The following is a 25,300-nucleotide window of genomic DNA, read 5'->3' on the forward strand; positions in this document are numbered from 1 at the left end:
TTGATTGTTCGAATCCTTCTTCCTTACAAGCCTATGACTTGTCAGGAAAAAGTATGTTTATCTCATTGAAGGGAGAACATACTTTTCAAGCAGCCTGCGAGGGTTCTTCCAGTTGTTTGTCTTGCTCTCTGCTGTAAAGACCACTACAGCATCCAGATTGGGAAAGAGCAGAATCTGCTGCCCGCCATGCCCGTGGGCGAGCTTGTAGGGCTGCCCGCTTATCGTACCGATCCAAAACTGATATCCGTAATCACCAAACGCTGGATATCCCTTAGCTTGAGCGGTAAGTGCATCCTGCAACCAATGTTCTGGGATGATTTGCTGCTCTGCAAACACTCCATTATTCAGCAGGCAGATTCCGAATTTAGCCATATCCCGAGACGTTAGGTGCAAACCGATATGACCCATGCTATGTCCCTCGGGGCTAGGTAACCAAGCGGTATTAGCCATTCGGAGTGGAGTGAATAAATGCTGTACTGCATAGGAAAAGGCATCAAGACCTGTAGATTCACTAATCATTATCGAGATTAGATGTGAGTCGATGCTTCGATATTGGAACTGGCCGATTTGTTCTGGAATAATGTTCAAGCTAAGGCCAAAGGAACCCCAGCGGCGGCTGCGATGGAGGTTCCGAACAAGCGGTTCACCAAGCTTCTTCCCTGTGATCCAGCTAAAACCGGAAGTCATGGTAAGAAGATGACGGAGTGTGATTTTTGAGAGATGTGGGGAGTGAAGGTATGGAATATGCTTGCGAAGGACCTCGGACACAGAAATATGGAGATCAGGCATCTCTCCACGGCCGATAGCGATTCCCGTAAGGACACTGACAAAACTTTTGGTGGCAGAACGGAGATCATTTAATGCTCCAGCATGATGGTCGTTATAATAACGTTCGAAGATAAGTTTTCCATGACGCACAATAAGCATGCTATGCATCTTGGGGTATTCTTTTAGGATAGCTTGATGGGCTTGTTCAAGACCCTCCCGGCGTGTATCGGTGTCTTCTGGCGTTGCGGTAGTCATTAGGGGAATTACAGGCTGGGCCATAAAGATCTCCTTCTCATTTGTTGATAAATACAATTTCGCTTGCTGTATAGGTTATTGTATTTTAACCAGTTTGGAGACATCTGACTTACGAAGACAGCTGTGAAAAATAATATTTTCCAAATAGTACATTTTACAAGGAAAGGTGGAAGTTAATCCGGAATATGATACAATATAACGATAAGGCCCGAAAGGAGTGATTCAGTAAGTGGCTCTTCGGGTAATAAAAGTGTCAAGGAGCTATCGTTCATCAGGCGTCCTTACTCTCAGCCCAAATCACGACGAACCTGCTTCACCGGCAAGGCGGTGTTTCAAAGGCTAGATTTAGCTTTAGATTCCACGTGTTGACGGATAGTGCAAGCCACGTATGTGTAATGGATACTTCACTTGCATTCGAGGTTACGGCGTACTTTTCATCATGCATTCTCTACAACGGAGCATTCATTTTCAATGTTTTGGGAGGGAACTGATCATGGCAAGTAAAGGTCATAACGAAGTCAAGGAAAGTCTACGGGAAATGACACGCATTTTCCGGCCCAAAGATCCCAAGAAATTCGTAAAGGAGTACGTCCGAAAGTATCGGATTACAGGAGGCTATGAAGAAGAACTGACCATGGTCGTGGAACACGAGTTGGTACGGATGAATTCATCCGTCTCCTAGCTAACAGATACGTTTGTCACTTGCTTAACTTTAGACATCATTTTGAGTAATAACATCCACGAGGATTCTTATAAACCGTGCCCGAGCGACTTTTGTTGCTGGAATCGGTTTTTTTTGTATGTCCATTTACGAATAAGGAAAAGTCTTCCTCATAGAATAGTCAAATGAATTAATAGACACATTTTAAATTGAATGCGCTTTCTTTATTATTTTTTATTTGTTTGCGTTTTCATAAAATGCTATAAAATCCAGATGGGACAAGGGTTTATTGTGTCGAAAATTACAATGTGAACTAGTTGTGAACGATTGACAAAACTTTCCCTTAAACTTATATTAATAGTGATTGTTATAATTGACAGAAAAAAACAGGAATCTACGAAATCGGGAAAAGCGGGGTAGATCAATGATGAAAACGTGGCAGGCTGTAAAGCGACTCCTTCCCATGACCGCTATGTTTGGACTCTTTCTTGCCGGGTGCGGTCGTGAGGACTTGTCAGTACTCAGACCACAGGGACCTGCAGCAGACAGATCTTACGGATTAATGGAGCTGTCGATCAGCATTATGATCGTGGTGTTGCTGATTGTCTTTACGATTGCAGCTTATGTACTGATCCGCTTCCGCAGAAGACCGGGTCAGAATGAAATCCCTGAGCAGGTTGAGGGCAGTATGAAACTTGAGATTCTCTGGACAGTCATTCCGCTCATCCTTGTTGTAGTACTGGCCGTGCCAACGGTTAAAGCTGTGTTTGCCGCTGGAGATGATCATTCCAATGACAAGAATGCGATCAAGGTTAAAGTAACCGGCCACCAATACTGGTGGGAGTTTGAGTATACCGACTATAAGGTAACTACAGCGCAGGACCTGATTATTCCGGTGGGCAAAGATATCGCCTTTGAACTGGAAACTAAAGATGTGCTGCACTCCTTCTGGGTCCCTTCTCTTTCCGGTAAAATCGATACCAACCCAGCTGGAACGATTAACCGCTTTAGCTTTAGTGCGCCTAATGAAGGCGTTTACCGTGGGAAATGTGCGGAGCTATGTGGACCTTCTCATGGATTGATGGAATTTAAGGTGAAATCAGTTAGTGAACAAGAGTTTCAAAAGTGGATTGATTCGATGAAAGCACCTGTAGCTGTGCTGCCAGAGGATCCTGCTTTAGCTGAGAAGTTCAAAGCGGCATGTCTGACTTGCCACGCTGTAGGCGATCAAGGGATTAATAATGCGCCGAACTTGACCGGAATTGGTTCTCGGGAATCGATTGCTGGAATTCTGCTCAACGACGACACGAGGGAAGATGGTGCGCCGATTGAAGAGAATCTCAAAACCTGGCTGCACGACCCGCAATCCGTAAAACCAGGCAATCTGATGCCTAACCCCAAAGATCTGGGCCTGAGTGATGCTGAGATTGATGGCATTGCAGAGTATCTGGCCAACTATAAGCTGGACTAATGCCTTAGCCTAAAGGCGGGCGGAACTTTCGAAAAGGGGGGACGAACTTTGGCTCAAGCAGCGCATACCTTGAATTCATCCAAGCCTCTGGGGCACGGCCACAGTGTGAAGCGCCATACAGGACTTATGGATTGGCTAACAACCGTCGATCACAAAAAAATCGCGATTTTGTACCTATGGGCCGGAGGATTATTTTTTGGCATCGGGGGAATTGAAGCGCTTCTGATTCGTTGGCAGCTCATCAAGCCGATGAATAACTTTTTGGATGCACAAACGTTTAATGAACTCATAACCATGCATGGTACGACGATGATCTTCCTCGGCGTCATGCCAGTCATCTTCGCACTCATGAATGCCGTCATTCCGCTACAGATCGGTGCACGTGACGTAGCCTTTCCTTTTCTAAATGCACTTGGTTTCTGGACCTTCCTGTTCGGCGGGATTCTACTGAATCTTAGCTGGGTTATGGGTGGTGCTCCTGATGCCGGGTGGACCGCCTACACCCCACTATCTACGAGTACATACAGCACTACACACGGTGTAGACTTCTATACGATCGGCTTGCAAATTGCCGGATTAGGGACCCTCATCGGGGGGATTAACTTTCTAGCCACGATCATTACGATGCGTGCGCCGGGAATGACCTATATGCGGATGCCGATGTTCGCCTGGACTACATTTATTACTTCCGCCATTATTTTGTTTGCTTTTCCAGCAATAACAGTGGGTTTAGTACTACTGACATTCGACCGGATTTTAGGAGCCAATTTCTTCGAAGTCGGAGCCGGAGGAAGTCCAGTGCTATGGCAGCATATCTTCTGGATATTTGGTCACCCGGAAGTGTATATTCTCATTCTGCCTGCCTTCGGGATTATTTCCGAGGTCATCCCAACCTTTTCGCGTAAAAGACTGTTCGGATATAGCTCCATGGTGTTTGCAACCATCTTGATCGCCTTCTTAGGTTTTATGGTTTGGGCTCACCACATGTTCACAACTGGACTTGGACCTGTAGCTAACGCGTTGTTCTCCGTATCAACGATGTTAATTGCGGTTCCGACCGGGATTAAAATTTTTAACTGGTTGTTCACGATGTGGGGCGGGCAAGTACGTTTCACAACCCCTAACCTGTTCGCTGTAGGATTTATTCCTACATTTACTATGGGGGGAGTAACTGGAGTGATGCTGGCGTCCGCACCTGCTGACTTTCAGTTCCATGATACGTATTTTGTTGTAGCGCATTTCCACTATGTTATTGTAGGTGGTTTGGTGCTTGGCCTGTTCGCAGGTCTGCACTACTGGTGGCCAAAAATGTTCGGAAGGATGCTGAGTGAGACGCTGGGCAAGTGGACTTTCTGGACGTTTATCATCGGATTCCATCTGACCTTTTTTGTACAGCATTTCCTTGGGCTTATGGGGATGCAGCGCCGCGTATTTACTTATTTACCAAATCAGCAATTTGATTTGCTAAATCTAGTCAGTACCATTGGTGCAGGACTTATGGGTGTTGGTATGATTATTTTCTTGGTGAACATCTTCCTGACTTCCAGAAAACCAGCGGATGCAGGCAATGATCCGTGGGAGGATGGACGTACATTGGAATGGACCATTCCTTCACCGCCGCCAGAATATAACTTCAAGCAAACACCTCTTATTCGGGGGATTGATGCCTTCTGGAAAGAAAAAGTAGCAGGGAATAAAGGCATGACACCAGCAGAGCCGGTGGGCTCAATTCATATGCCGTCAGCAACGATTTTACCGTTTACGATGTCTATCGGAATTTTTATCGCTGGGCTTGGCTTTATGTTTAGCCGTGATGAATTCGGCAATGCTTTTATGAGCTTCCTGTTTAATAATTATATCGTTACAGCCATCGGTCTTATTATTACATTTGGATCCATGCTGATGCGTTCACTGTATGATGATCACGGATGGCATATTGAACCTGAAGAGCTGGAAGGAAGTGAGCGGACATGACAACGGCACATGCAGAAGCTTCTAAGGATACCTTTCCGCACGAGCCGGAAAAAGCTACGCTCGAAGGACGCAACAAGGTTCTTGCCTTTTGGCTGTTTCTAGGCGGCGAAGCGGTATTGTTCGGCACGTTGTTCGCTACTTTCCTCGCACTGCGTAATCAGACGAATGAGGGGCCTTCGGCGAATGAACTGTTTCACCTGCCGCTTGTAGCCGCTGCAACATTCATCCTGCTGGTAAGCAGTCTGACGAGTGTATTCGCTATTCAAGCAATGCACAGAAATCGGCCGGCACTGCTACGGAATTGGCTTTTAGTTACTGTAGGTTTAGGTTTAGGTTTCCTGGTTTTGGAGATCTATGAGTTTACTCAATATGTAAGACACGAAGAATTCGGAATGACCACAAGTGCATTCAGCTCGGCATTCTACACACTGGTAGGATTTCATGGTGCGCACGTAGCCTTCGGGATCGCTTGGATCTCCATCTTGATCGGGCAGCTCGCCCGCAAGGGATTAACGGTAGTTACTGCACCAAAAGTGTATGTGTCAGCCATGTACTGGCATTTTATCGATGTAGTATGGGTCTTCATCTTTACGGTTGTATACCTACTCGGAAAGGTGGGCTAGGCACTATGACGACGGATCAGCATATGCCAGATAGCGGCGGGTATAAGCAACGTCATCGGCATGAAGGACCACAGAAACATATTGTTGTCTTTATTTTCTCCATTGTCTTAACATTGATTGCTTTCGCTGCTGTTGCGGCTGGGGGCGTAAATGCAACCTTTGCGATTATTTTGCTGCTGGTAATGGCTGTTCTTCAGGTCATTGTGCAGATGGGCTTCTGGATGCATCTAAAAGATAAAGGGCATCTTCTGCCGATTCTCTTCATGCTGGGTGGCTTCTTTATCGCTGGGACCTGTATTGTTATGTCGCTGTATTGGGTTTGGTGGAATTAACGGACGATAATGAAAGAGGTGGGCTGCGATGCCCCCTCTTTTTGATGTTTAGATATATGAATTCCTGCGCTAGGAGGTTGGGATTATGCTGGGATTAGAATACTTTAGTTTTGCTGAACTATGGAGTCCGCTTTTTCTAGCGGTAATGCTGCTGCTGACAGCAGGTTATTTTGTGTGGATTGGTCCGATTGCTGGGCGTTATGCCGATTCATTACCGGTGCCATTTTGGCGTAGAGCGTTATTTGTCTGTGGGATGCTTGCCCTTTACCTGGCACAAGGAGGACCCATTAGCCTTTTAGGGCATATGATGTTTTCCTTCCACATGGTCAGTATGGCCTTGTCTTATCTGGTAGCGGTGCCGCTGATTATGCTTGGAATTCCAGATTTTATCTGGCGCAGGATACTAAAGGTGAATCCGCTTCGGCGGTTATCTTTTTTAGCTCATCCGGTAGTAGCTGCTCTATTGTTTAACGGGCTTTTTTCCTTGTACCATATTCCTGTTATTCATGATTATGTGATGCTGCATTTTACTGTTCATCGTATTTATTACATTGTTTTGTTCCTGACTTCTGCTTTAATGTGGTGGACACTGATTAATCCGCTGCCGGAACATCGTATGGCGAGTGGGCTTGGGAAGATTGGATTTATTTTTCTGAACATGGTATTGCTGACGCCGGCTTGCGGGCTGATTATATTTGCCGATCATCCGCTCTACGCCACTTACAGTGATCCAGAGACTTGGGCGCGTGCTATGGGCTATTGTATCTCGGGAGACCCCTCTGTTTTACTTCAGAATTTTGGAGGTCCTGCATTCTTTGAAGTGATGTCGCCGAAGGTGGATCAACAGGTGGGAGGCATTGCGATGAAGTTCATTCAGGAATTTATTTTTGCCTCTATGCTTGCTTATGTGTTCTATCATTGGTATAAAAAAGAGAACGGACAAGACGACGATGAATTGTCGACGCCATCCTCAACACTTCAGGAGAGCAACTTGAACCGTGCATAACTGGTAGACTGCCGAGGGGGAGAATCATGGATATTTTCACAGTGTTTCCGACTATTAGTACGTCATTCATCGTGATCAGCGCGGTGCTGGTGGCTATAGGTTGGTGGCTCATTATCAAGGGCAAACGCGAGGCGCATAAGAAAACGATGATTGCTGCCGCTATCGCTGCGCTGCTGTTTTTTATTGTTTACGTATCGAGAACGTTGTTTGTGGGAAATACCTCATGGGGTGGACCGGATGAACTGAAGACAATTTATCAAGTGTTTTTGATCTTCCATATCGTTCTGGCAACCGTAGCTGCGGTATTCGGACTTACTACGTTAACACTTGGTTTCAAGGCGAAGTATTCCAAGCACCGTAAGTGGGGCAGAGTGACATCCATAATCTGGTTTATCACAGCGATTACAGGCGTTATGGTGTACGTGCTGTTGTATGTTTTGTATCCAGGTGGACATACCAAGCCGGTGTGGGAAGTTATTTTGGGTGCGTAAAATAAGTGCTTGAATAGAGCACAGAGTTTAGTGCGTTGAGCGAATGAACAGCACTAGAGTAGCAGAACCGTAAATAGTTATGAAATAAGCCTATATATCTGCATGTTCCTGAGTAGGGATTGCGGGTGATGGGCTTATTTTGGTTTGTGGAGCTTCGGGATCTGTCCTGAAATTGAACGAAGTTAGCACGAAAAAGATGTAATTGGGGAAAACCTCCCTGAAAATGAACGAAAATAGCTCAAAAAGGCCATAATTAGGGAAATACTCCCTGAAATTGAATGGATTTAGCTCAATAACGGAGTAATAGCTGAATTTTTAGGGAGGATTTCCCTAAAAACTAATAATCTAAGCTCGGTTGGGCAGATTTTAGGGAGTTTTTCCCTAATGTTAATCCGTCCGGCAGTCGCCCATATCCGAACCCCCGCCCGAACTTGAACCAGTATCCGCTCCGGCACTCGCCTCCATAACGAACATCACACCAACACGTTGCATAGAAGCAAGAGTGAGCTCTTACTACTTCATTTCCAGAATGAATTATCTAATAAACTCCATTATCCCAGCTACATTCGCCCCCGTAGCAGCATTCTGCCTCAATTCCCCTTCATTGTATTTAATCTCAATTAATAAGCGTTACCTAACGTTTGAGAGTGTCTTCATAAGCTTGAAGTATGAGGTTGCCCAAACCTCCTATTTCTTTTGAATAATTTCCAGTTACAGGATTGACAATGAAAAACCAAGGTCATATACTGTGTATATAGATATATACAGTAAGCACAGGGATATGAACACCTGCTTCTGCTAGACGCTGAAGACATTGTAAAGCGAGGTTAGCATTAATGAGAACATTAAAAGATTCATGGTTTATGTTGCGCTCTGATTTTCGCGGAGACAAATTAAAAATATTAGGGACCCTCGTAATAACAGTTGTTTTTATGAGTTATCTTGGTGGACTGACTAGCCTGATAGCAAATGATGTACTAGGTGAGCAGGATCGGACGATGCTAGCGGATTTCTTATTTCTCTCCTTTATCCCCTTATTGGGATTAACATTCTCTCGCCGCTCCATGAAATATTGGAGTGAAGACTCTTACACAAAAATGTTGGTTTACTTACGAACTTTACCGATCCCAGCTGCAGTAATATTATCGCGGAGGAAACTTCAGGGTGTGGGCTCCTTTACTCTAAATGGTACGTTATTCTTCGTTATTATTTACTTGTTAGGAGAGAATTTCCGGGCAGAACTGGCGGTTCCTTCGTATATAGCTTTTGCGATTACTTGGCTCGGCTTCGGATTCATGGTCTCAGGTCTATATATTTTTATTGAATATCTTTTTAGCGGCAAAGCTTATCTATGGCTAACATTGCTTATCGTAGTTTTATCGTGGGCAACATCGTTCTTAGTTACACTGGGCGGAGGCAGTTTGTTCTTATACAGTATCTCCTATTCGAAGGAGTGGGGGCTGTTATCTCCGATCATGTGGGGGTCACTTCTGCTGGGAACAATATCTGTACAGTTATTCTCTAAATGGACTATACATCGGCTGAAAAGTCGCAATCTCATATAAAAATCGGAAATGGCAAGGACTGCGCTCTAGCACGCTAGAGTGGAAGGCGAGGTGTAAATAATGTGGATACCGGTACAAATCAACGAAAATAGTGCAGAGCCCCTCTATCATCAAATAGAGACTCAGCTTAGATCATTAATCATTAGCGGAGTCATTACAGAAGGTACGCTGCTGCCCTCGATTCGTGAGTTCGCAGGAGATCTGAAATGCAGTGTAATTACCGTGCGGCGGGTATATCAGGATCTGGAGAACGAAGGTTTGCTGCGAACGCGACAAGGAACAGGTACCTTTGTATCCCATGTAGGTGACGGAGCCATGGAAGAATATAAACGTGAAACGGTTGGCAAAGCACTTGAAAGTGCAGTGGATATCGCCCGATCGGTACATTGCAGCAAGGATGAACTTGAACAGATTTTTATGGAGATTGTAGAACGCAAGTATAGAGAAAAGGATTGAGAGGGGGCGCTTACTCATATGGTACAGATGGCTATAGAATTGCGGAATGTACTTAAACGGCGGCGAAACAAGACGATAGGGCCACTGACCCTGAATCTGCCTAAAGGATATATTACAGCTTTGGTAGGTCAGAATGGATCCGGCAAAAGCACGCTGCTGAATCTGCTGATGCAGCTGACTAATCCAGAGGAAGGCGAGATTTATTGGTTCGAGAACAGGTATGATAGCGGGTTGTCTCTGGAGCTTCGCCAGACCATTGCCTATGTTCCTGAAACGTCAATTACTGAGGAGAACCACTGGAATGCAGCGGAAGCAGCTCGATTTCGGAAGTATTGGTATCCAAATTGGGACGATCAGTATTTTCACGAGCTGATGGATCGCTTTGAGGTTCCGTATCATATGAGACTTTCGAAGATGTCTAAAGGGGAGCGCCGGAAATTCGAAATTGCTGCAGCACTTGCGGCACGGCCAAGTCTGCTGCTATTGGATGAACCTTCATCGGGTCTTGATCCTTTTGCCTGGAAGATTATGATCGAGACACTTCGTAAATATATGGATGAGCACAACGCAACGATTATCATCTCCACACACATTGTGGATGAGGTGCGGCGGCTGGCGGATTATATCGTCCTTATGCATCGGGGAGAACTGCTGGGTATGGCTGAAAAAGACAGTCTGTTCGGTGCTTGGACCGAGGTTTGGGTGAATGCTGCGGGTGAAGAGGAGCTTGCGGAGTTATCGGCTGAGTTGCCAGGAGGCTTGCACTTTACCATGGATACACCGGGTGTAGCTTCTTTTATCATAGAACAATTTTCTGAAAACGAGAAACGCATTCATGACTTGGGCGTAAAGGTTATCAAGAGCCGCAGTTTGGAACTGGACGAAATATTAAGTTTATGGACACAGGGTCATCGTCCTATTCTAATTGACCACAAGAGAGGGGACTAGAGAAATGGAAGCCTTAAAGCTGGAAAGTGTAGTTAAGCAATATGGAGAAAAAACCGCAGTAAACGGAATTAACCTAACCGTAGGTAAAGGGGAAATTTACGGATTACTGGGGGCGAACGGCGCGGGGAAAACAACCACGATGCGTATGGTGCTCGGCCTAATCTACCCTGATGAAGGCAAGATTTTGTATAACGGAAAACCTTTCAACAGTGAACTGCAGCAACTTATGGGTTATCTGCCCGAAGAACGTGGACTATATCCTAAGGTGAAGATCAGCGATCAAATCGTTTACTTGGCCCGCCTGCGTGGGATGTCAGCTAGTGATGCAGATAAGAGCTTGCGCTATTGGCTGGATCGATTCGAGGTTCCGGATTATTACAATAAAAAAATAGAAGAGCTTTCCAAAGGAAATCAGCAAAAAATGGGCTTTATCGCCGCTGTCGTTCATAAGCCGCAGATTCTGATTCTAGATGAAGCTTTCAGCGGGCTGGATCCAGTAAACGTGGAGCTGCTGAAAGATACGGTCAAAGAATTACGTGATTCGGGAACAAGTATCCTCTTCTCTACGCACCGGATGGAGCATGTGGAAGAGCTATGCCGTAACATTACGATTCTCGATCGATCCAATACGGTCGTTCAAGGGGATATCCGCACGATCAAGAATGGCTACCCGCGGGAAGAAGTATTGCTGCGTACAGCTAATGAGGTAAAAGGTTTGGAGTCCATCGCAGGTGTTACAGCAGTTAAACGGCTGGAGCGTGGGTATCTGTTATCGATCAGTGAGATCGGTGCAGCACAGCGTATTTTACAGCAGGCGATAGCACAGGGTGAAGTGGAGCATTTTGAAATCAAGGAACCTACGTTAAACCAAATCTTTATCAGAGCGGTGGGTGAATCTAATGAATAAGATGGGGACAATTATCGGCTTTACCTTTAAAAATAAAGTTAGAACGAAATCATTTATGATTACTACTTTGATTCTAGTATTATTGCTCAGCATAGGGATGAATCTTCCCTATATCATCGATCAGTTTAAGGGTGATTCGGCCAAAAGTGAAGTTACTCAAATTGCTGTGATTGCTGAAGAGGGAAATCAGGTTGCAGAATTGTTGAAGGCTTATACTGCGCCAGAGGGCATGCCACAGGCTAAGATAGTACAATATGCTTCTGCGGAGGATGCCGAGTTAAAGAAAGCATTAGATGAAGAGACCGTAGAAGGTTATGTTACTTTTGCGGAACCTACTGGTGAAGGGCTTCCACCCGTTACTTATCATAGTAATGATGGGGAACTAAACGGAGATGTGCAAGTTTATCTCCAAAATGCACTTCAGCAAGCAAACACACAATTCATCGTTGGCGACAAGCTGACCTCTGAACAGATTGCTGCAATGTCAACGCCTGTGCAGATTACTACACAACAGCTTAACGCAGGCGGTGGCAGTGAAAGCTCTCAGGAGGACACTCCAGCCATTAACTACATTATCGTATATGCCATGCTTATGTTGTTCTTTATGTCCATTATGATGACAGGCAACATGATTGCCGCAGAGATAACTTCTGAGAAAAGCTCGCGGATTATGGAGATTCTGATTACAAGTGCCTCACCTTTAGCGCAAATGTTCGGTAAAGTTATCGGTGTTTTCCTAGTAGGAATATTGCAAATTGGGATCTTTGTCGCAGCGATCGTCGTCAATTTGACGCTCCCGCATAATGCGACTGTATTGGCTGATTTTGATCTCGATTTAGGCCAGCTCAATATTAACTTGCTGCTCTATGGATTTGTCTTGTACGTATTAGGTTACTTCCTCTATGCCTTGATGTATGCGGCTGTAGGTTCGATTGTCAGCCGTACGGAGGATCTCGGTCAGGCGGTAATGCCAATCATGATGTTAGGCTTCGTAGCGTTCTATGTTCCACTGTTCAGTATCTCCAATGCAGATACTCTAGTGGTTAAGATAGCGAGTTATGTGCCTTTCACCTCACCATTGACGATGCTGCTCCGAATTGGTGTCGGCGAGGTGGCGATCTGGCAAGTCATTGTATCGCTGCTGATCCTGCTTGTGACTACCTTCATCTTCGGATGGCTGGCAGCCAAGATCTATCGTACCGGCGTACTGATGTACGGCAAACGCCCAAGTATTAAAGAAATCAGAAAAGCAATGAAAGCTTACAAGATCTAAGAAGACCTCATATAACTTTTAAGGAGTGCTAATGATGTCTACAAGCGAACAATATACCATTATGCTTTTAATGAGTTCGGTATCGCTGGCTACGGTTAGTAGAATGCTTCCGGATGGCTCCACTTTTATGGATTTCGTTCAAGGCGTATTGACTGGTGTTGCTATAGTGGGGATGTTGGCAGGATTGTGGATGTACGGTAAGGCGCGTAAGAGTAAAGTGTAATAGTAGGAACTGAATTTTCGGGGGTATCCTAACAACCATTTATGGTTGTTGGGATATCCCCGTTTTTGAGTTGGCAATCTCTTTGTATACGAGCTGATATAGCTAACGGACCCAGCAGCACTTAAATGCAACAATCATCGAGATTTAGCAAGATATCGGACACTATAGTCGCTATTGGCATGAAAAATGGTGAATTAGTAGCTCTTTTAACCAAATAGTTGCACTGGAGTCCGATACTATGCTCAAAAGGCGATAAACGTGTAAGTAACGTCATCTGGGTCCGTAAGCCTTGGTGGAAGATGATTAGGGCTTGCTTTAAGACGATCCGAGACGCTCATCGCTCGAGATTTTTACTTTCGGACTCAGAAGGCGTTATTTGGCGATTTCAAGGTCTTTTGAAGGGGGTGCGGACTCCAGTGATGCTATTGAGTGGAAGTAGGCGTATATTTGGTGCTCTATAAACAATTAGTGACTCTGGAGTCCGAACGCCGGCCATATTTGTGGAAAAGCTTCAATTAAAGGCTCCTGAGTCCGTTAGATGCTTCATGCGCTTAAAGATTGTCTGAATTCTAGTCAGTGACTAAATTATAGAAAGATTTGCGCTCGTTAGTATATCCGTTTGGGTGGTCATCTGCTCCCGTACAGCTCTAAGCTGTGTTTTCAGTGCGGGAACACTTTTTTGCAGAATAATGCTTATTTGAGAAAGAGGCAGCTTTAGACCGTACCACATGACCTTCACAAGCTGTTCCTCCCAAGGTAATGCCTTAGCCGATAGAAGGGAGCGCCGGGCAAAAGAATCAGCACACTGGTGAATACAAGTGCGGTAAGCGTGGATAGAGAATAACTGAGGATCGAAATCATCCTGACGATATATTTTATGAAGCTCTGTGAAGGTGCGGATAGTAATCTTGTCTGCCTCATTAGATTGTTCTAACAACATGGAACTAAGTACGTAGACTTCATTAGTATACTTTTGGACATACTCTGCAAATTTAGTACTGTAGGTGGACTCGGGAGGTAAGGGGTCAGGCATGGTGAACACGATCCTTTCAGAATGAGAGATTTGCTTGAATCTATAATATAGAAAAGTAAGAGATGGATTTATTGATAAGATCGGCGGTGTCTGGTTCCGGGCAACTGTGTTTCTGCTGGGAGGCAGTGGATAAAGCTTTTGAAGGCTTGTAGTAGAGCCGTTCACTTCTGGAATTGCTCCCCCCTGCTGCAACACTGTACAGACGCCCTTGCTGAATATGCCCTGCCAAGGATTTACCCTGGAGCTTGGCCTTTAAATCCTGCAAAGCACCCTGAACTAGCTCAAGCTTAACCTGCTCCCAATCTGAACCTTCGCGGCGGACCTTATCCAGCGCTTCCTCAAGACGGCAATGACAGATAGCCCGTAAAAAAGAACTCCATTTAATGAGATCGAAATTTTTGGTGTTGGCAGAAATCAGACAAGCCCCCCAACTGCAGCCTCCCTTACAGGTGAGCTTCAGAATACCATAACGGCAGCCTTCAGCCCCTTCCATTCCATAGTGAATAGGCTCGGGTTCATCCAATACAAATACTTCAATGCGGGATAGTCTGCGCTGGTCCATAGTAGGGTTCCTCCTTAGATTTCCAAAAGCTTTAAGTCAACATGATGAGTGACACTAGCCTTTTCTACACAAGCGAGCATCTCCATTTTATTCTCACAGACTGCGGTATGCTCTAGCCATAGTCGGAACTTCTCTTTTCGTATAACAGATAGATGTAAGGGAAAGGTGCTGCGGGATCTCAAGACATACCAACCGGCGCTTACATCTTTCCAAGGCTCCTTGAAGGCTGTAAACCACGGGAGCTTTTGGTGTGATGACCAATCCTGCTGCTGCTGTTGTTCTCGAATTTTTTTATATATCTCATATACAATCTTAGAGTCTAAACAGTCTTTACAAGAAGAAGGTGTGCTGAACTGGCGAAGGGCTTGGATCTGGTTCTGGCCAAATGCATAGCCTACAATGTACCTGTGATTATGTTCTTCGAACCACAAGGCCCCGAAACAAACGTAATTTAGACTTATCGGCTCAAGCAGCCCTTGATGTATCCCTAAATAATAGTGCTTCAAAACATTCACCCCATCCAGCGTGCTATCACCTAATAAGCTCAGGTAACGCAAAAACCGCAGCAAGAGGAGGACCTCTGCTGCGGTTTTGGATTACAGGCAGATATACCTGGGCCAAAGCGTGGCGGATCAAGGGTCTCTCTCTTTACGCTTACGAGGTTAGCTGTCGGATTCGGACGGTGAGAGTCGCCCTACCTATTGAGACTTATGCAGTCTCCTTTGGATTCACCCCAAGTAGGCCAGGTGGCCTGATGGTTCCCCCGTTCCCTGCGAATGCAGGAACTCAGCGTTGATTGTTTTTTATGAATTAGATTCAACCCGAATCATACTCTTTTCAAGATTTTCTGTAAAAAACGGAAAATGTTCTTTTAGAGCAATTTTAACCATATCCTGCCGACTACGACTGAAAAACGAGGTAAATAGGTATTTATGGCGTGTTATCGCGCCTCTTTCTCGCTCAGCCTCAGCTTCTTGCGTTTCTACCTATAATGGGAATTTGCAGTATTTTCGCTCTAAAAAGGTGAATAAAATCACATGGGTTATAGATAGCGATTAAACGCTCCAAACTCGAGTAAACAAGAGATATAGAGAGATTAGATATCAAGTAAGCGCTATCTAATGGGAAAATAGTTTTTAATTTGCATTATTTTGGCATCATTCAGGTTTTACAAGTCTTCGTGCATAAGAGTATGATTACTCCTGTTTCAACGACAATCGAATATTTGATCCGCTTAATTTCCGGTAAGGAAAGCGGGGGAACCAACAATCGGCAGCCGATGTGAGAGTCGGAAGCCGATTATGGGGTGAATCCTGTAGAGGGTGCGAGTGAGCTCGCATCTATACAGGTAGGGCGACTCTCACCGCCCGAATCCGACAGCTAACCTCGTAAGCGTATGGAGAGAGGATGAGTGCAATGTGACCGCTAGCGAGCCACAGAGGAGATCCTTTGTGGCTTTTTGCTGTGCTCTTAGAAGCAAAGCATTTATGGAGGCCTCCCCTAAGAGGTCGCTAAATTCATCATTAGCGGTATTTGTAAGGCAGCGTCTAATGACGTGACACAACCGAGCTTTAGGTTGTGCCCGAAAATGACGATAGGTCAACATCCTTTCGGAGATTTTCGTTGCCTCCTTGTTGTAAATGAGCAGGAGGAGAAAAAAGATGACGGATCAGAATGAATATGTGCTTGTATGTGCGCCTACAAAGGCGGGAGAACATTTCATTAAACTTCTGAAGTTCAGGGGTATTAAGATGGCGGGATTAACCAACAATGTGGCTGAGAAAGCTTTACTTGAGGAGCTCGGGATTGAGCATGTTATTCTAGTGGATACCCGCCATCAGAGCACTTGGTTTCGCCCATCGTTCCCGGTAGGCAGGGTATATCTGTTTGAGAGCAGCTTTCCGCTTTGCTGCCGCTATATTCAGATGTGCCGTACCTGGACGACACAGCCGATTTTTGTGATTACAAGTTCAATAAATCCTAGATTGGTCTATAAAAGACTTGGTGCGAGCTATGTAATCTATTCCCATAGTGGTGATGCTGATTTTCTAATCGATAGATCACCTCATCAAGGATAATGGAAGGAGTGCGGAAGATATGATGGATCTGTATATGGTGGCTTCGTTAGCTGTAATTTACGGGTTATTTTATGGCTTTATGCGCTGGTGCGCAGGTGTAGTTGAGGATACGGGGAGGGATAAGCTGTGATTCTAGTAATCGCTGTTACCCTACTGTTGTTTATATATCTGGTTTACGCGTTGATTCATCCTGAGAAATTTTAAGGAGGGGCATTCATGGGCATTTTGCAAATAGTCGTCGTAATTGTAATTCTCATCTTGCTGGTCAAGCCGATGGGAACGTATTTATATCATGTATTTTCTAACGAACCGAATCGTACGGATCGCTGGTTTGCAGGCACAGAGAAAGGTATTTATAAGCTGATCGGCCTGAAAAAACGGGACGGAATGTCCTGGAAGAAGTATGCACTCAGCTTTGTTCTAACTAATATCGTACTGGTTGCTTTCAGTTATATTTTTCTAAGATTACAGCGGGGATTGCCGCTGAACCCGAATGGAATTGCCGATATGGAACAGACGCTTTCATTCAATACGGTGATCAGCTTTATGACCAATACGAACCTGCAGCATTATAGCGGGGAGACGGGACTATCGTATTTTTCACAAATGGCAGTCATCACGATGATGATGTTCACGTCTGCAGCGAGCGGATTTTCTGTTGCGGTTGCTTTTGTCAGAGGGATTACAGGACAGAAATCAGTCGGGAACTTTTTCGAGGACTTCGTAAAAGCACATATTCGTGTATTCATTCCATTAGCTCTGTTAGTTTCATTGGTGCTGGTAGGATTGCATGTGCCACAAACGCTCAAGCCATCGCTTGAGGTCACTACACTTGAAGGGCAGACGCAACAAATCGCTATCGGTCCAGTCGCTTCTTTGGAATCAATTAAACACTTAGGTACGAATGGTGGCGGCTTCTTCGGAGCCAATTCAGCACATCCTTTTGAGAACCCTAATCCACTTACGAACGTTCTGGAGATTCTCTCTATGTGGATGCTGCCAGCCTCTTTGCCATATATGTACGGATTGTTCGCTAAGAACAAACGTCAGGGCTGGGTGATTTTCACAGCAATGATGACCTTGTTCGTACTACTGCTGGGATTGAATTATTATGCGGAAACCAAAGGCAATCCAGCTATCAATACGCTGGGGATCGAGTCTTCGCAAGGCAGCATGGAAGGTAAAGAGGTACGTTTTGGTATCCCGCAATCTTCGTTGTTCACTTCGGTAACAACGGCAGCTACGACAGGTAGTGTTAACAATATGCATGATACGCTGACACCGCTGGGTGGCATTACCCCTCTGGCCCTAATGATGCTCAACAACGTCTTCGGGGGAAAAGGTGTCGGACTAATCAATATGCTGATGTATGCCATCATGGGTGTCTTCTTATGTGGACTAATGGTTGGCAGAACACCAGAGTTTCTCGGGCGAAAGATAGAAGCCAAGGAGATGAAGCTAATTGCGATTGCTATCCTTGTGCATCCGTTCATTATCCTTGTACCAACAGCAGGTGCGTTCTTAACGGACTTGGGCAACGGTTCCATCACGAATCCCGGATTCCATGGACTTAGCCAAGTGTTATATGAATATGTCTCTTCTGCCGCGAACAATGGTTCAGGATTTGAAGGGCTTGCGGACAACACCACCTTTTGGAATGTTACAACCGGGATCGTAATGCTGCTTGGCCGTTATGTCTCTATAATCGCGATGCTGGCAGTTGCAGGCTCACTGATCCAGAAGAAGCCAGTTCCTGAGACGATTGGCACATTCCGCACAGACAATGGTCTGTTCACCGGAATTCTGATTGGTACCGTAGTAATTATCGGGGCTCTGACGTTTCTGCCAGTCATTGTGCTCGGCCCGATTGCAGAATATTTGACCTTACGGTAGGAAGAGGGAGAACAAGATGAGTACTGTAAAAAGAAAAAAGCTGCTGACGGGACCCATACTCCTAAGCGCTGTAAAGGATAGCTTTATTAAGCTTAACCCGGTGACGTTAATTAAAAATCCGGTCATGTTCGTAGTCGAAATCGGTACGATTATTGTATTGCTTATGGTACTGGCCCCCGGATATTTTAATGCAGAGAAATCGGTAGGCTTCAATATCACAGTGTTGTTCATTCTGCTATTCACAGTGCTGTTTGCCAACTTCGCTGAAGCGCTGGCTGAAGGCCGCGGGAAAGCCCAGGCGGATTCACTCAAGAAAACGAAACAGGATATCACAGCTAACAAACTCGTTGGAGGGTCTGTGAAGACCGTTTCTTCTTCCGAGCTTCGTAAAGGAGATATTGTCATCGTCAGTCAGGGAGAACTTATCCCTGGCGATGGTGAAGTAATTGAAGGGCTGGCCTCCGTAGATGAATCTGCAATTACAGGTGAATCTGCACCTGTTATTAAGGAAGCCGGCGGAGATTTTGGCTCAGTCACAGGCGGCACCCGGGTAGTCAGTGATGAGATTAAAGTCAAAATTACCAGTGATCCCGGTGAGTCATTCCTGGATCGGATGATCTCCCTCGTTGAAGGGGCGAAACGCCAAAAGACACCCAATGAAATTGCACTAAATACACTTTTGATCAGTCTGACGTTGATTTTCCTGATTGTAGTAGTGACCTTGCGGCCTATTGCGACTTATCTGGGCGTTGATCTAGATATTCCTGTTATGATCGCCTTGCTGGTCTGTCTGATCCCGACCACAATCGGGGGACTGCTCTCCGCTATCGGGATAGCAGGGATGGACCGCGTCACACAGTTTAATGTCCTTGCTATGTCAGGGAAGGCCGTTGAAGCTGCCGGCGACATTAATACAATGATTCTAGATAAGACCGGTACGATTACTTTCGGAAACCGGATGGCGAGTGATTTTGTGCCTGTTGGAGATGAAACGGAAGCTGAGCTTACGGCTTGGGCAGCTATTAGTTCGCTAAAGGATGAGACTCCGGAAGGACGTTCGGTTATTGAGCTGGCTAAGAAGCTGGAGCGCAGCTATGACAGCAAACTTGCTGAAGGCGGAGAGTTCGTAGAGTTTAAGGCTGAGACCCGGATGAGTGGTATAGATCTACTTGATGGACGATCTGTTCGTAAAGGGGCAGTCGATTCCGTGAAGAAATGGGTACAGTCGAAAGGCGGAGTCATTCCCGCGAACCTCGACAGTAATTCCGATGCTATCGCTCGGATGGGGGGGACCCCGCTTGCTGTTGCGGTAGACAACCGGATTTATGGACTTATTTACTTAAAGGATACAGTTAAGCCAGGCATGAAAGAGCGGTTTGATGAGCTGCGAAAAATGGGAATCAAGACTATCATGTGTACAGGGGACAATCCGCTGACCGCAGCTACTATTGCCCGTGAAGCAGGGGTAGATGATTTTATTGCAGAGAGTACACCTGAGGATAAAATAGCGGTTATCCGCCGTGAGCAGAACGAAGGCAAGCTGGTGGCAATGACTGGTGATGGTACGAATGACGCACCTGCCCTTGCCCAAGCTGATGTGGGCTTAGCGATGAACAGTGGGACTACAGCCGCTAAGGAAGCAGCAAACATGGTTGATCTGGACTCCGATCCCTCGAAGATCATTGAGGTTGTAGCTATTGGTAAACAGCTACTGATGACGCGGGGCGCGTTGACAACGTTCAGTATTGCGAATGATATCGCTAAATACTTCGCAATTATTCCGGCAATGTTCATGCTCGCTATTCCTGAAATGGAAGCCCTGAATGTCATGGGATTGGGTTCACCTAGCTCGGCAATTATATCTGCATTAATATTTAATGCGATTATTATTCCGCTGCTGATCCCATTGGCTATGAAAGGTGTCTCGTATAAAGCGATGAGTTCTACGAAGCTGCTGGGACGTAATATTTTTATCTATGGTTTAGGTGGAGTAGTCGTTCCTTTTGCGGGCATCAAGCTTATTGATTTGCTCGTAAGTGTATGGATATAACAACGGATTGACTAATCATTGAAAGGGTGAGAGCATCGTGAATAACAGAAAATCGAATGCGGACGCTGAAGAACAGTTGTCATCATCGAAGGGTGCTAATTTCTTTATTATATTACGGCTATGTCTAGTGTTTATTGTTCTTTGCGGAGTGATTTATCCTCTGACTACTACAGCGATTGCTCAAGTTCTGATGCCATCGCAAGCGAACGGCAGTCAGCTGAAGAATGACGCTGGAGTAGTTGTGGGCTCAGAACTCATCGGGCAAAGCTTTACGGACCCGGCATTATTCCATGGCCGTGTATCCAGCATTGATTATAAAGCGGAAGCCTCAGGTTCCAATAACTACGGCCCATCCAACCCGGATATGCTGCAGCGGACGAAGGATTCCATCACACAGTGGCAGCTTGATAATCCGGATGTGCCTGCAAACAAGCTGCCGGTTGATTTAGTAACCAACTCGGGTTCAGGTCTTGATCCGCATATCACTCCTGCGTCGGCAATTGTGCAGATTCCCCGGATCAGTAATTTGACTGGGATTCCAGCCGCGCAGCTGGAAGAGCTAGTGAATAAGCAGACCGAAGGTCGCGATCTAGGGCTGTTTGGTGAAAAGCGGGTAAATGTTCTGAAGCTGAACATGGAGCTGCAGAAATTAACGAACAAATAAATATAGCTAATATCCCTGCCCGATTGTTCAAACTGGGTCAGGGATATCTTGCTTTCTGGCATAGAAGAGTGAATGGGTGAACGGGTTATTAAGGAGTGGTCTTGATGGGAACATATCGGAGGAAGACGCCGGAGGAACTGCTGCTCTCTATTTATGAGCTGCATCGTGGACGTCTGAAGATCTATATAGGTCCGGTCAGTGGATCAGGCAAGACCTATCAGATGCTGCGTGAGGGTCAGGCGCTGAAAGCACAGGGCATCGATGTTGTAATCTGTGCGGTTTCAACCAACCAAAGTCCAGAAACAAGGGATCAGCTGGGTGACTTGGAACGGATTCCAAGTATTCATTGGTTTCAGAAGGAGATCGAGAAGAAGGATCTGGACGTGGAGGCCATTGTGGCGCGTAATCCAGAGGTTGTACTGACCGATGGATTGGCTCATCATAATCGCGAGGGTGCGGAGAGATCGACTAGGCTGGAGGATATCAAATATTTATTGGGCTGTGGAATTAGTGTCATCACAACTGTAAACGTATACGAGCTGGAGGGCGCAGCAGATCTAGCGCGGAAGTGGACGGGGATTGAGGTGGAATATTCCTTGCCTGCGGAAGTGCTCACCCTTGCAGATGATATCGTTCTAATTGATGTGACTCCGGAAAAGATACTTCAACGTTTGTCCGAAGGACATTTGGGCAAGAAGCAGCGGACTTCGCTTTTTAACAAGGGGAATCTAAGCAAGCTGCGGGAGCTGGCTCTGAGAATGGTTGCGGAGGATGTTAATGGTTCGCTGGAGAAGCATCGGGAGGAGCAAGGATTGCTGGGGGCTTCGGGGATTGCCGAAAAAGTGTTGGTGTCCGCACAGTATTATTGGAATGGCTCGATTCATATCCGCCGTGGGCAGCAAATCGCTAAACGGTTAAACGGAGATCTGGCGGTGGTATCCTTCTGGAAGCAGGGCCTGACGCCCTCTAAGGAAGCAGCAACCTTCAAGCGATCCCTATGGAAGCTGACTGAGAAGATTGGGGCCTCGATGGAGGAGATTTCTTTTCGCTCGAAGAGGGAGATTCCGGGACTTCTAGTGAAATACGCCATCCAGCATAATATTACCCGTATCGTTATGGGTCACTCTAAGCAAACGGCGTGGCAGGAGCTGTGGAAGGGTTCGATTGCTAACTCATTGTTAAAGCAAATCCGTGGAGTAGATGTGTTTTTCGTGGCTGATCGTGCTGAGCGTGAGGGAGAACGTGTTCTTCCTACCCGGCAGAGCCGAAATGAGCGGAAAGCTGATGCCTATCACAGATTAAGTACTCAGGAAGTAAAGGATAAAATCGATGCGATTCGTGGGGGCACATTTAAAGTGTACATTGGTGCTGCTCCCGGGGTGGGCAAGACTTATAAGATGCTGCGAGAAGGAAATGATCTCTTAAAGAGAGGGATCGATGTTGTTATTGGACTACTAGAAACGCATGGACGTAAAGAAACCCTTGAACAGATCGGTGATCTGGAGATCCTTCCGCGACTGAGCATTGACTATCGGGGGGCTGTCCTTGAGGAAATGGATACGGCAGCTATTATTAAGCGTAATCCGGAGGTCGTACTGGTAGATGAACTGGCACATACCAATATGCCGGGCAGCAAGCATAAGAAGCGGTATATGGATGTTATGGAGTTATTGGATGCGGGGATCTCTGTAATCTCCACTGTGAATGTTCAGCATTTAGAAAGCTTGAATGATGCAGTAGAACAAATTACCGGAGTTAGAGTTAGAGAGACTTTCCCGGACAGCATTCTGCAACGGGCCGACGAAGTTGAACTTATCGATGTATCCCCCAAAACACTGCAAGAGCGGATGAAGGATGGAAAAATATATGCGATGACCAAAGTGGATCAGGCGCTGGGTGCTTTTTTCAAAATCGGCAATCTAATCGCCCTCCGTGAACTGGCGCTGCGGGAAATTGCTGATGATGTGGATGAACGTCTGGAGGCCTGGGAACGTGTCGGGTCGCTGCGGGGACCTTGGCGGCGGCAGGAAGTGATCTATGTGTGCATCACCTTAGGAGATCATGCGGAACGTCTGATTCGGCGCGGTTTTAGGATTGCCTATCGTCTAAAAGCTTGCTGGTATGTTACGTACGTACAGGAATATAAGCAGAGCGGGCCTTCTTACGATAAACGAATTAATGATTTGAAAGAATTGACGGAACGACTGGGTGGAACGTTTAAGATGATTCCTAACGTGCTCCCGGCACGAGTGTCTTCCTTGCTGCTTGAAAGGTCTCAAGCCTTACAGAGCACACAGATTATTATCGGCCAGTCCCAACGCTCATGGGTGCGCAAATGGCTACGCGGGGATGTCACTAAACAGATTTTGCGTTCGGCCAGAAATGTAGATGTACTGGTCGTGGCAAATCTTATGCGTGAGGAACCCTAAGCTTTAGAACAATGAAAAAAAGGGATTCCTTGCCGAGTGGCTGCTGGAATCCCCTTTTTTGTAAGCATATATCAAGTGCTAAATAATTAAACGAATGAATTACTGAGCAGCTTCGAGAAGTGCTTTCAGCTCGGGAAGATTGAATCCTTTGGTGGCGTGATCCCCTGCTACAGTAACAGGAACACCCATGAAACCAAGCTTTTCGACTTCCTCTTGATAGACGGTGCTAGTCATAACATCTCTTACTTCAAAAGGGATACCTTGCTCCGTAAGATATTGTTTGACCAGATTACAGTCGCTGCAGCCTGCTGTTGAATAAACAATCACTTGCTGGCTCATTGGTTCACAGCCTCTTTGATAGCATCTCTTGTGATCTTCCAGTGGGAAGTGTTCCAGCGGACCTCAGTATCCTCAAGCAGGAAGAGCTGTGGAGATTCATGCTTAATCCCGAAATCCTCGGCAATTTGATTGGAAACTGGACGATCCTCGATGACTAGAACTACTGCTGCTGCAGTATCCGCATCCTTTAGATAAGCCTGGAATTCTTCATTAGCTTTGGCGCTAATCGGGCAGGTAGTGCTGTGTTTGAACAGCAGCTTCTTGCCAGGTTTAGCCACATACTGCTCAAGATCTTCCAATGTATGAAGTTGTTGAATAGACATAGATATCACCCTCCTGGGATCGTTATTTTACTAACCATTGTGTTGTTAACAACCTGTAATCATGATTGTAACATATATTAAATTTAAAACAAAAAGGATTCTGGAGCAGCTAATCCAAGGATGACTAAACCCTCATTTTAGTGCGTTGAAAAAAAGAGGACGGCATGCTAAGGTGAAAGGAAGACAGCTTGCTTCAATAATCCTTACTAGGTAGGAGTGTTGATAAGAATGAACAGAGTTGCATGTGTGACTGGAGCTGATCGGGGTCTCGGATTGTCTCTTGTGCACTCTCTTTTAGAGAAACAGTTCTCAGTATTTGCTGGACAATGAGAGATACAGATGAATTGAAAGCGCTTAAAGAGGAGTATCCGGAACAGCTGGAACTTATTCCACTCGATATTGGTAGTAAGGACAGTGTAAAGCAGGCAGCAAGGGCTATCGCCAGCAGAACTGGGCATGTTGATATTCTTATTAATAATGCCGGAATTATTCATTCCGCAGATGATGCTACGATGCTGGTGGATATGGATGATGAGGGCATGGCGGAGATTTATAATGTGAATACGCTAGGCGCGTTGAGAGTCAGCAATGCACTTATGGGACTTTTATTGCAAAGTAAGGATAAATTGATTGTTAATATTTCTTCGGAAGCGGGCAGCATTGGCAGAAATAAACGTATTAATATGTACGGCTACTGCATGTCTAAGGCGGCTCTCAATATGCAATCCTCCCTGATGCACAATCATCTAAAGACGCTTGGGGGTCAAGTGATGGTGTTTCACCCCGGCTGGATGAAGACTTATATGCATGGCGAAAAAAATGAGCAAGCGGATATTTCATCCGATGTGTCTGCAGACCAGATTATAAGTCAGGTTATGGAGTATAAAAAGCATCTAGGGGATGAGCCGGCCTATCTTGATGTGGATGGAAATACATGGCCTTGGTAGATGGTCTTCCCGTAATCAAAAAAGTACAC

At 45.7% G+C, this 25,300-nt stretch carries 26 protein-coding genes and 2 riboswitches; of the genes, 20 read left to right on the forward strand and 6 right to left on the reverse strand.

All coding sequences use genetic code 11. The features are described from left to right. Nucleotides 1-57 precede the first annotated feature (57 nt). Nucleotides 58-1,047, reverse strand: coding sequence for a serine hydrolase domain-containing protein (locus NSQ91_RS02665; RefSeq protein WP_076304347.1), 990 nt, complete (start codon nt 1,045-1,047; stop codon nt 58-60). A gap of 469 nt (nt 1,048-1,516) precedes the next feature. Between NSQ91_RS02665 and NSQ91_RS02670 the strand changes: the two genes are divergently transcribed. From NSQ91_RS02670 to NSQ91_RS02730, 13 genes are all read left to right on the forward strand, one after another. Beyond that, a complete protein-coding gene (locus NSQ91_RS02670; RefSeq protein WP_019913840.1) occupies nt 1,517-1,705 on the forward strand; it encodes a hypothetical protein in 189 nt (62 codons plus the stop codon). A 403-nt stretch (nt 1,706-2,108) separates the two neighbouring features. Further along, entirely contained in the window at nt 2,109-3,155 is a 1,047-nt protein-coding gene (gene coxB, locus NSQ91_RS02675) for a cytochrome c oxidase subunit II (protein ID WP_076124488.1), read from the forward strand. 126 nt (nt 3,156-3,281) lie between these two features. Next, complete coding sequence (gene ctaD / locus NSQ91_RS02680; RefSeq protein ID WP_076124740.1) at nt 3,282-5,129, forward strand: cytochrome c oxidase subunit I; 1,848 nt, start codon at nt 3,282-3,284, stop codon at nt 5,127-5,129. Continuing rightward, nucleotides 5,126-5,752 carry a cytochrome (ubi)quinol oxidase subunit III gene (locus NSQ91_RS02685; protein WP_038568531.1) on the forward strand — a complete coding sequence of 209 codons (627 nt, stop codon included), beginning with the start codon at nt 5,126-5,128 and terminating at the stop codon, nt 5,750-5,752. The genes ctaD and NSQ91_RS02685 overlap by 4 nt, the downstream gene beginning before the upstream one ends. Before the next feature lie 5 nt (nt 5,753-5,757). Beyond that, nucleotides 5,758-6,084 (forward strand): cytochrome C oxidase subunit IV family protein, encoded by a 327-nt coding sequence (locus tag NSQ91_RS02690; protein WP_036682505.1) that lies wholly within the window; start codon nt 5,758-5,760, stop codon nt 6,082-6,084. Nucleotides 6,085-6,169: 85 nt separating this feature from the next. Then, nucleotides 6,170-7,090 (forward strand): cytochrome c oxidase assembly factor CtaG, encoded by a 921-nt coding sequence (ctaG, locus tag NSQ91_RS02695; RefSeq protein WP_076124487.1) that lies wholly within the window; start codon nt 6,170-6,172, stop codon nt 7,088-7,090. Between the two features lie 26 nt (nt 7,091-7,116). Next, nucleotides 7,117-7,581, forward strand: a complete 465-nt coding sequence (locus tag NSQ91_RS02700; protein ID WP_076124485.1) for a DUF420 domain-containing protein — start codon at nt 7,117-7,119, stop codon at nt 7,579-7,581. Between the two features lie 836 nt (nt 7,582-8,417). Then, nucleotides 8,418-9,146 (forward strand): hypothetical protein, encoded by a 729-nt coding sequence (locus NSQ91_RS02705; protein WP_076124484.1) that lies wholly within the window; start codon nt 8,418-8,420, stop codon nt 9,144-9,146. A 60-nt stretch (nt 9,147-9,206) separates the two neighbouring features. Then, nucleotides 9,207-9,602 carry a GntR family transcriptional regulator gene (locus NSQ91_RS02710; protein WP_076124482.1) on the forward strand — a complete coding sequence of 132 codons (396 nt, stop codon included), beginning with the start codon at nt 9,207-9,209 and terminating at the stop codon, nt 9,600-9,602. Nucleotides 9,603-9,620: 18 nt separating this feature from the next. After that, on the forward strand, nt 9,621-10,550 hold the full coding sequence (locus NSQ91_RS02715; RefSeq protein WP_076304348.1) for an ATP-binding cassette domain-containing protein: 930 nt from the start codon (nt 9,621-9,623) through the stop codon (nt 10,548-10,550). 4 nt (nt 10,551-10,554) lie between these two features. Then, nucleotides 10,555-11,457 carry an ABC transporter ATP-binding protein gene (locus NSQ91_RS02720; protein ID WP_036676693.1) on the forward strand — a complete coding sequence of 301 codons (903 nt, stop codon included), beginning with the start codon at nt 10,555-10,557 and terminating at the stop codon, nt 11,455-11,457. Further along, on the forward strand, nt 11,450-12,730 hold the full coding sequence (locus NSQ91_RS02725; protein WP_076124479.1) for an ABC transporter permease: 1,281 nt from the start codon (nt 11,450-11,452) through the stop codon (nt 12,728-12,730). The genes NSQ91_RS02720 and NSQ91_RS02725 overlap by 8 nt, the downstream gene beginning before the upstream one ends. Nucleotides 12,731-12,761: 31 nt before the next feature. Then, nucleotides 12,762-12,953 (forward strand): hypothetical protein, encoded by a 192-nt coding sequence (locus NSQ91_RS02730; RefSeq protein ID WP_143762355.1) that lies wholly within the window; start codon nt 12,762-12,764, stop codon nt 12,951-12,953. Nucleotides 12,954-13,533: 580 nt separating this feature from the next. Here the strand turns inward: NSQ91_RS02730 and NSQ91_RS02735 are convergent. From NSQ91_RS02735 to NSQ91_RS02745, 3 genes are read right to left on the reverse strand one after another with little or no spacing between them, the layout of a single operon-like run. Beyond that, nucleotides 13,534-13,986 carry a hypothetical protein gene (locus tag NSQ91_RS02735; protein WP_076304349.1) on the reverse strand — a complete coding sequence of 151 codons (453 nt, stop codon included), beginning with the start codon at nt 13,984-13,986 and terminating at the stop codon, nt 13,534-13,536. Nucleotides 13,987-14,026: 40 nt separating this feature from the next. Then, a complete protein-coding gene (locus NSQ91_RS02740) occupies nt 14,027-14,548 on the reverse strand; it encodes a hypothetical protein (protein ID WP_051490930.1) in 522 nt (173 codons plus the stop codon). Nucleotides 14,549-14,562: 14 nt separating this feature from the next. Beyond that, a complete protein-coding gene (locus tag NSQ91_RS02745) occupies nt 14,563-15,117 on the reverse strand; it encodes a hypothetical protein (protein WP_076124474.1) in 555 nt (184 codons plus the stop codon). Between the two features lie 68 nt (nt 15,118-15,185). Beyond that, nucleotides 15,186-15,350, reverse strand: a riboswitch (cyclic di-AMP (ydaO/yuaA leader). A 419-nt stretch (nt 15,351-15,769) separates the two neighbouring features. Continuing rightward, nucleotides 15,770-15,959, forward strand: a riboswitch (cyclic di-AMP (ydaO/yuaA leader). 250 nt (nt 15,960-16,209) lie between these two features. Between NSQ91_RS02745 and NSQ91_RS02750 the strand changes: the two genes are divergently transcribed. From NSQ91_RS02750 to NSQ91_RS02770, 6 genes are all read left to right on the forward strand, one after another. Continuing rightward, nucleotides 16,210-16,626, forward strand: a complete 417-nt coding sequence (locus tag NSQ91_RS02750) for a hypothetical protein (protein WP_076304350.1) — start codon at nt 16,210-16,212, stop codon at nt 16,624-16,626. Nucleotides 16,627-16,752: 126 nt separating this feature from the next. Further along, nucleotides 16,753-16,830: a K(+)-transporting ATPase subunit F gene (gene kdpF, locus NSQ91_RS31960; RefSeq protein ID WP_076101420.1), complete on the forward strand. Its 78-nt coding sequence runs from the start codon at nt 16,753-16,755 to the stop codon at nt 16,828-16,830. Between the two features lie 12 nt (nt 16,831-16,842). Further along, entirely contained in the window at nt 16,843-18,519 is a 1,677-nt protein-coding gene (gene kdpA, locus NSQ91_RS02755) for a potassium-transporting ATPase subunit KdpA (protein WP_076304351.1), read from the forward strand. Nucleotides 18,520-18,535: 16 nt separating this feature from the next. Then, the gene (kdpB, locus tag NSQ91_RS02760; protein WP_076124469.1) at nt 18,536-20,569 is read left to right on the forward strand and encodes a potassium-transporting ATPase subunit KdpB; all 2,034 of its coding nucleotides are present in this window, start codon (nt 18,536-18,538) and stop codon (nt 20,567-20,569) included. Between the two features lie 37 nt (nt 20,570-20,606). Beyond that, nucleotides 20,607-21,233 (forward strand): potassium-transporting ATPase subunit KdpC, encoded by a 627-nt coding sequence (gene kdpC, locus NSQ91_RS02765; protein ID WP_081391851.1) that lies wholly within the window; start codon nt 20,607-20,609, stop codon nt 21,231-21,233. A gap of 104 nt (nt 21,234-21,337) precedes the next feature. After that, the gene (locus NSQ91_RS02770) at nt 21,338-23,662 is read left to right on the forward strand and encodes a histidine kinase (RefSeq protein ID WP_076304352.1); all 2,325 of its coding nucleotides are present in this window, start codon (nt 21,338-21,340) and stop codon (nt 23,660-23,662) included. A 99-nt stretch (nt 23,663-23,761) separates the two neighbouring features. Here NSQ91_RS02770 and NSQ91_RS02775 read toward each other — a convergent pair whose 3' ends face one another. Continuing rightward, entirely contained in the window at nt 23,762-24,001 is a 240-nt protein-coding gene (locus NSQ91_RS02775) for a glutaredoxin family protein (protein WP_076124465.1), read from the reverse strand. Next, complete coding sequence (gene ytxJ / locus NSQ91_RS02780) at nt 23,998-24,324, reverse strand: bacillithiol system redox-active protein YtxJ (RefSeq protein WP_076302354.1); 327 nt, start codon at nt 24,322-24,324, stop codon at nt 23,998-24,000. The genes NSQ91_RS02775 and ytxJ overlap by 4 nt, the downstream gene beginning before the upstream one ends. A 326-nt stretch (nt 24,325-24,650) precedes the next feature. On the opposite strand from ytxJ, the gene NSQ91_RS02785 reads away from it, so the two are divergent. Next, nucleotides 24,651-25,271: an SDR family NAD(P)-dependent oxidoreductase gene (locus tag NSQ91_RS02785; RefSeq protein WP_256716508.1), complete on the forward strand. Its 621-nt coding sequence runs from the start codon at nt 24,651-24,653 to the stop codon at nt 25,269-25,271. Nucleotides 25,272-25,300: the final 29 nt, after the last annotated feature.

Source organism: Paenibacillus sp. FSL R7-0048 (genome assembly GCF_038004505.1).
Classification (GTDB): Bacteria; Bacillota; Bacilli; order Paenibacillales; family Paenibacillaceae; genus Paenibacillus_AQ; species Paenibacillus_AQ odorifer.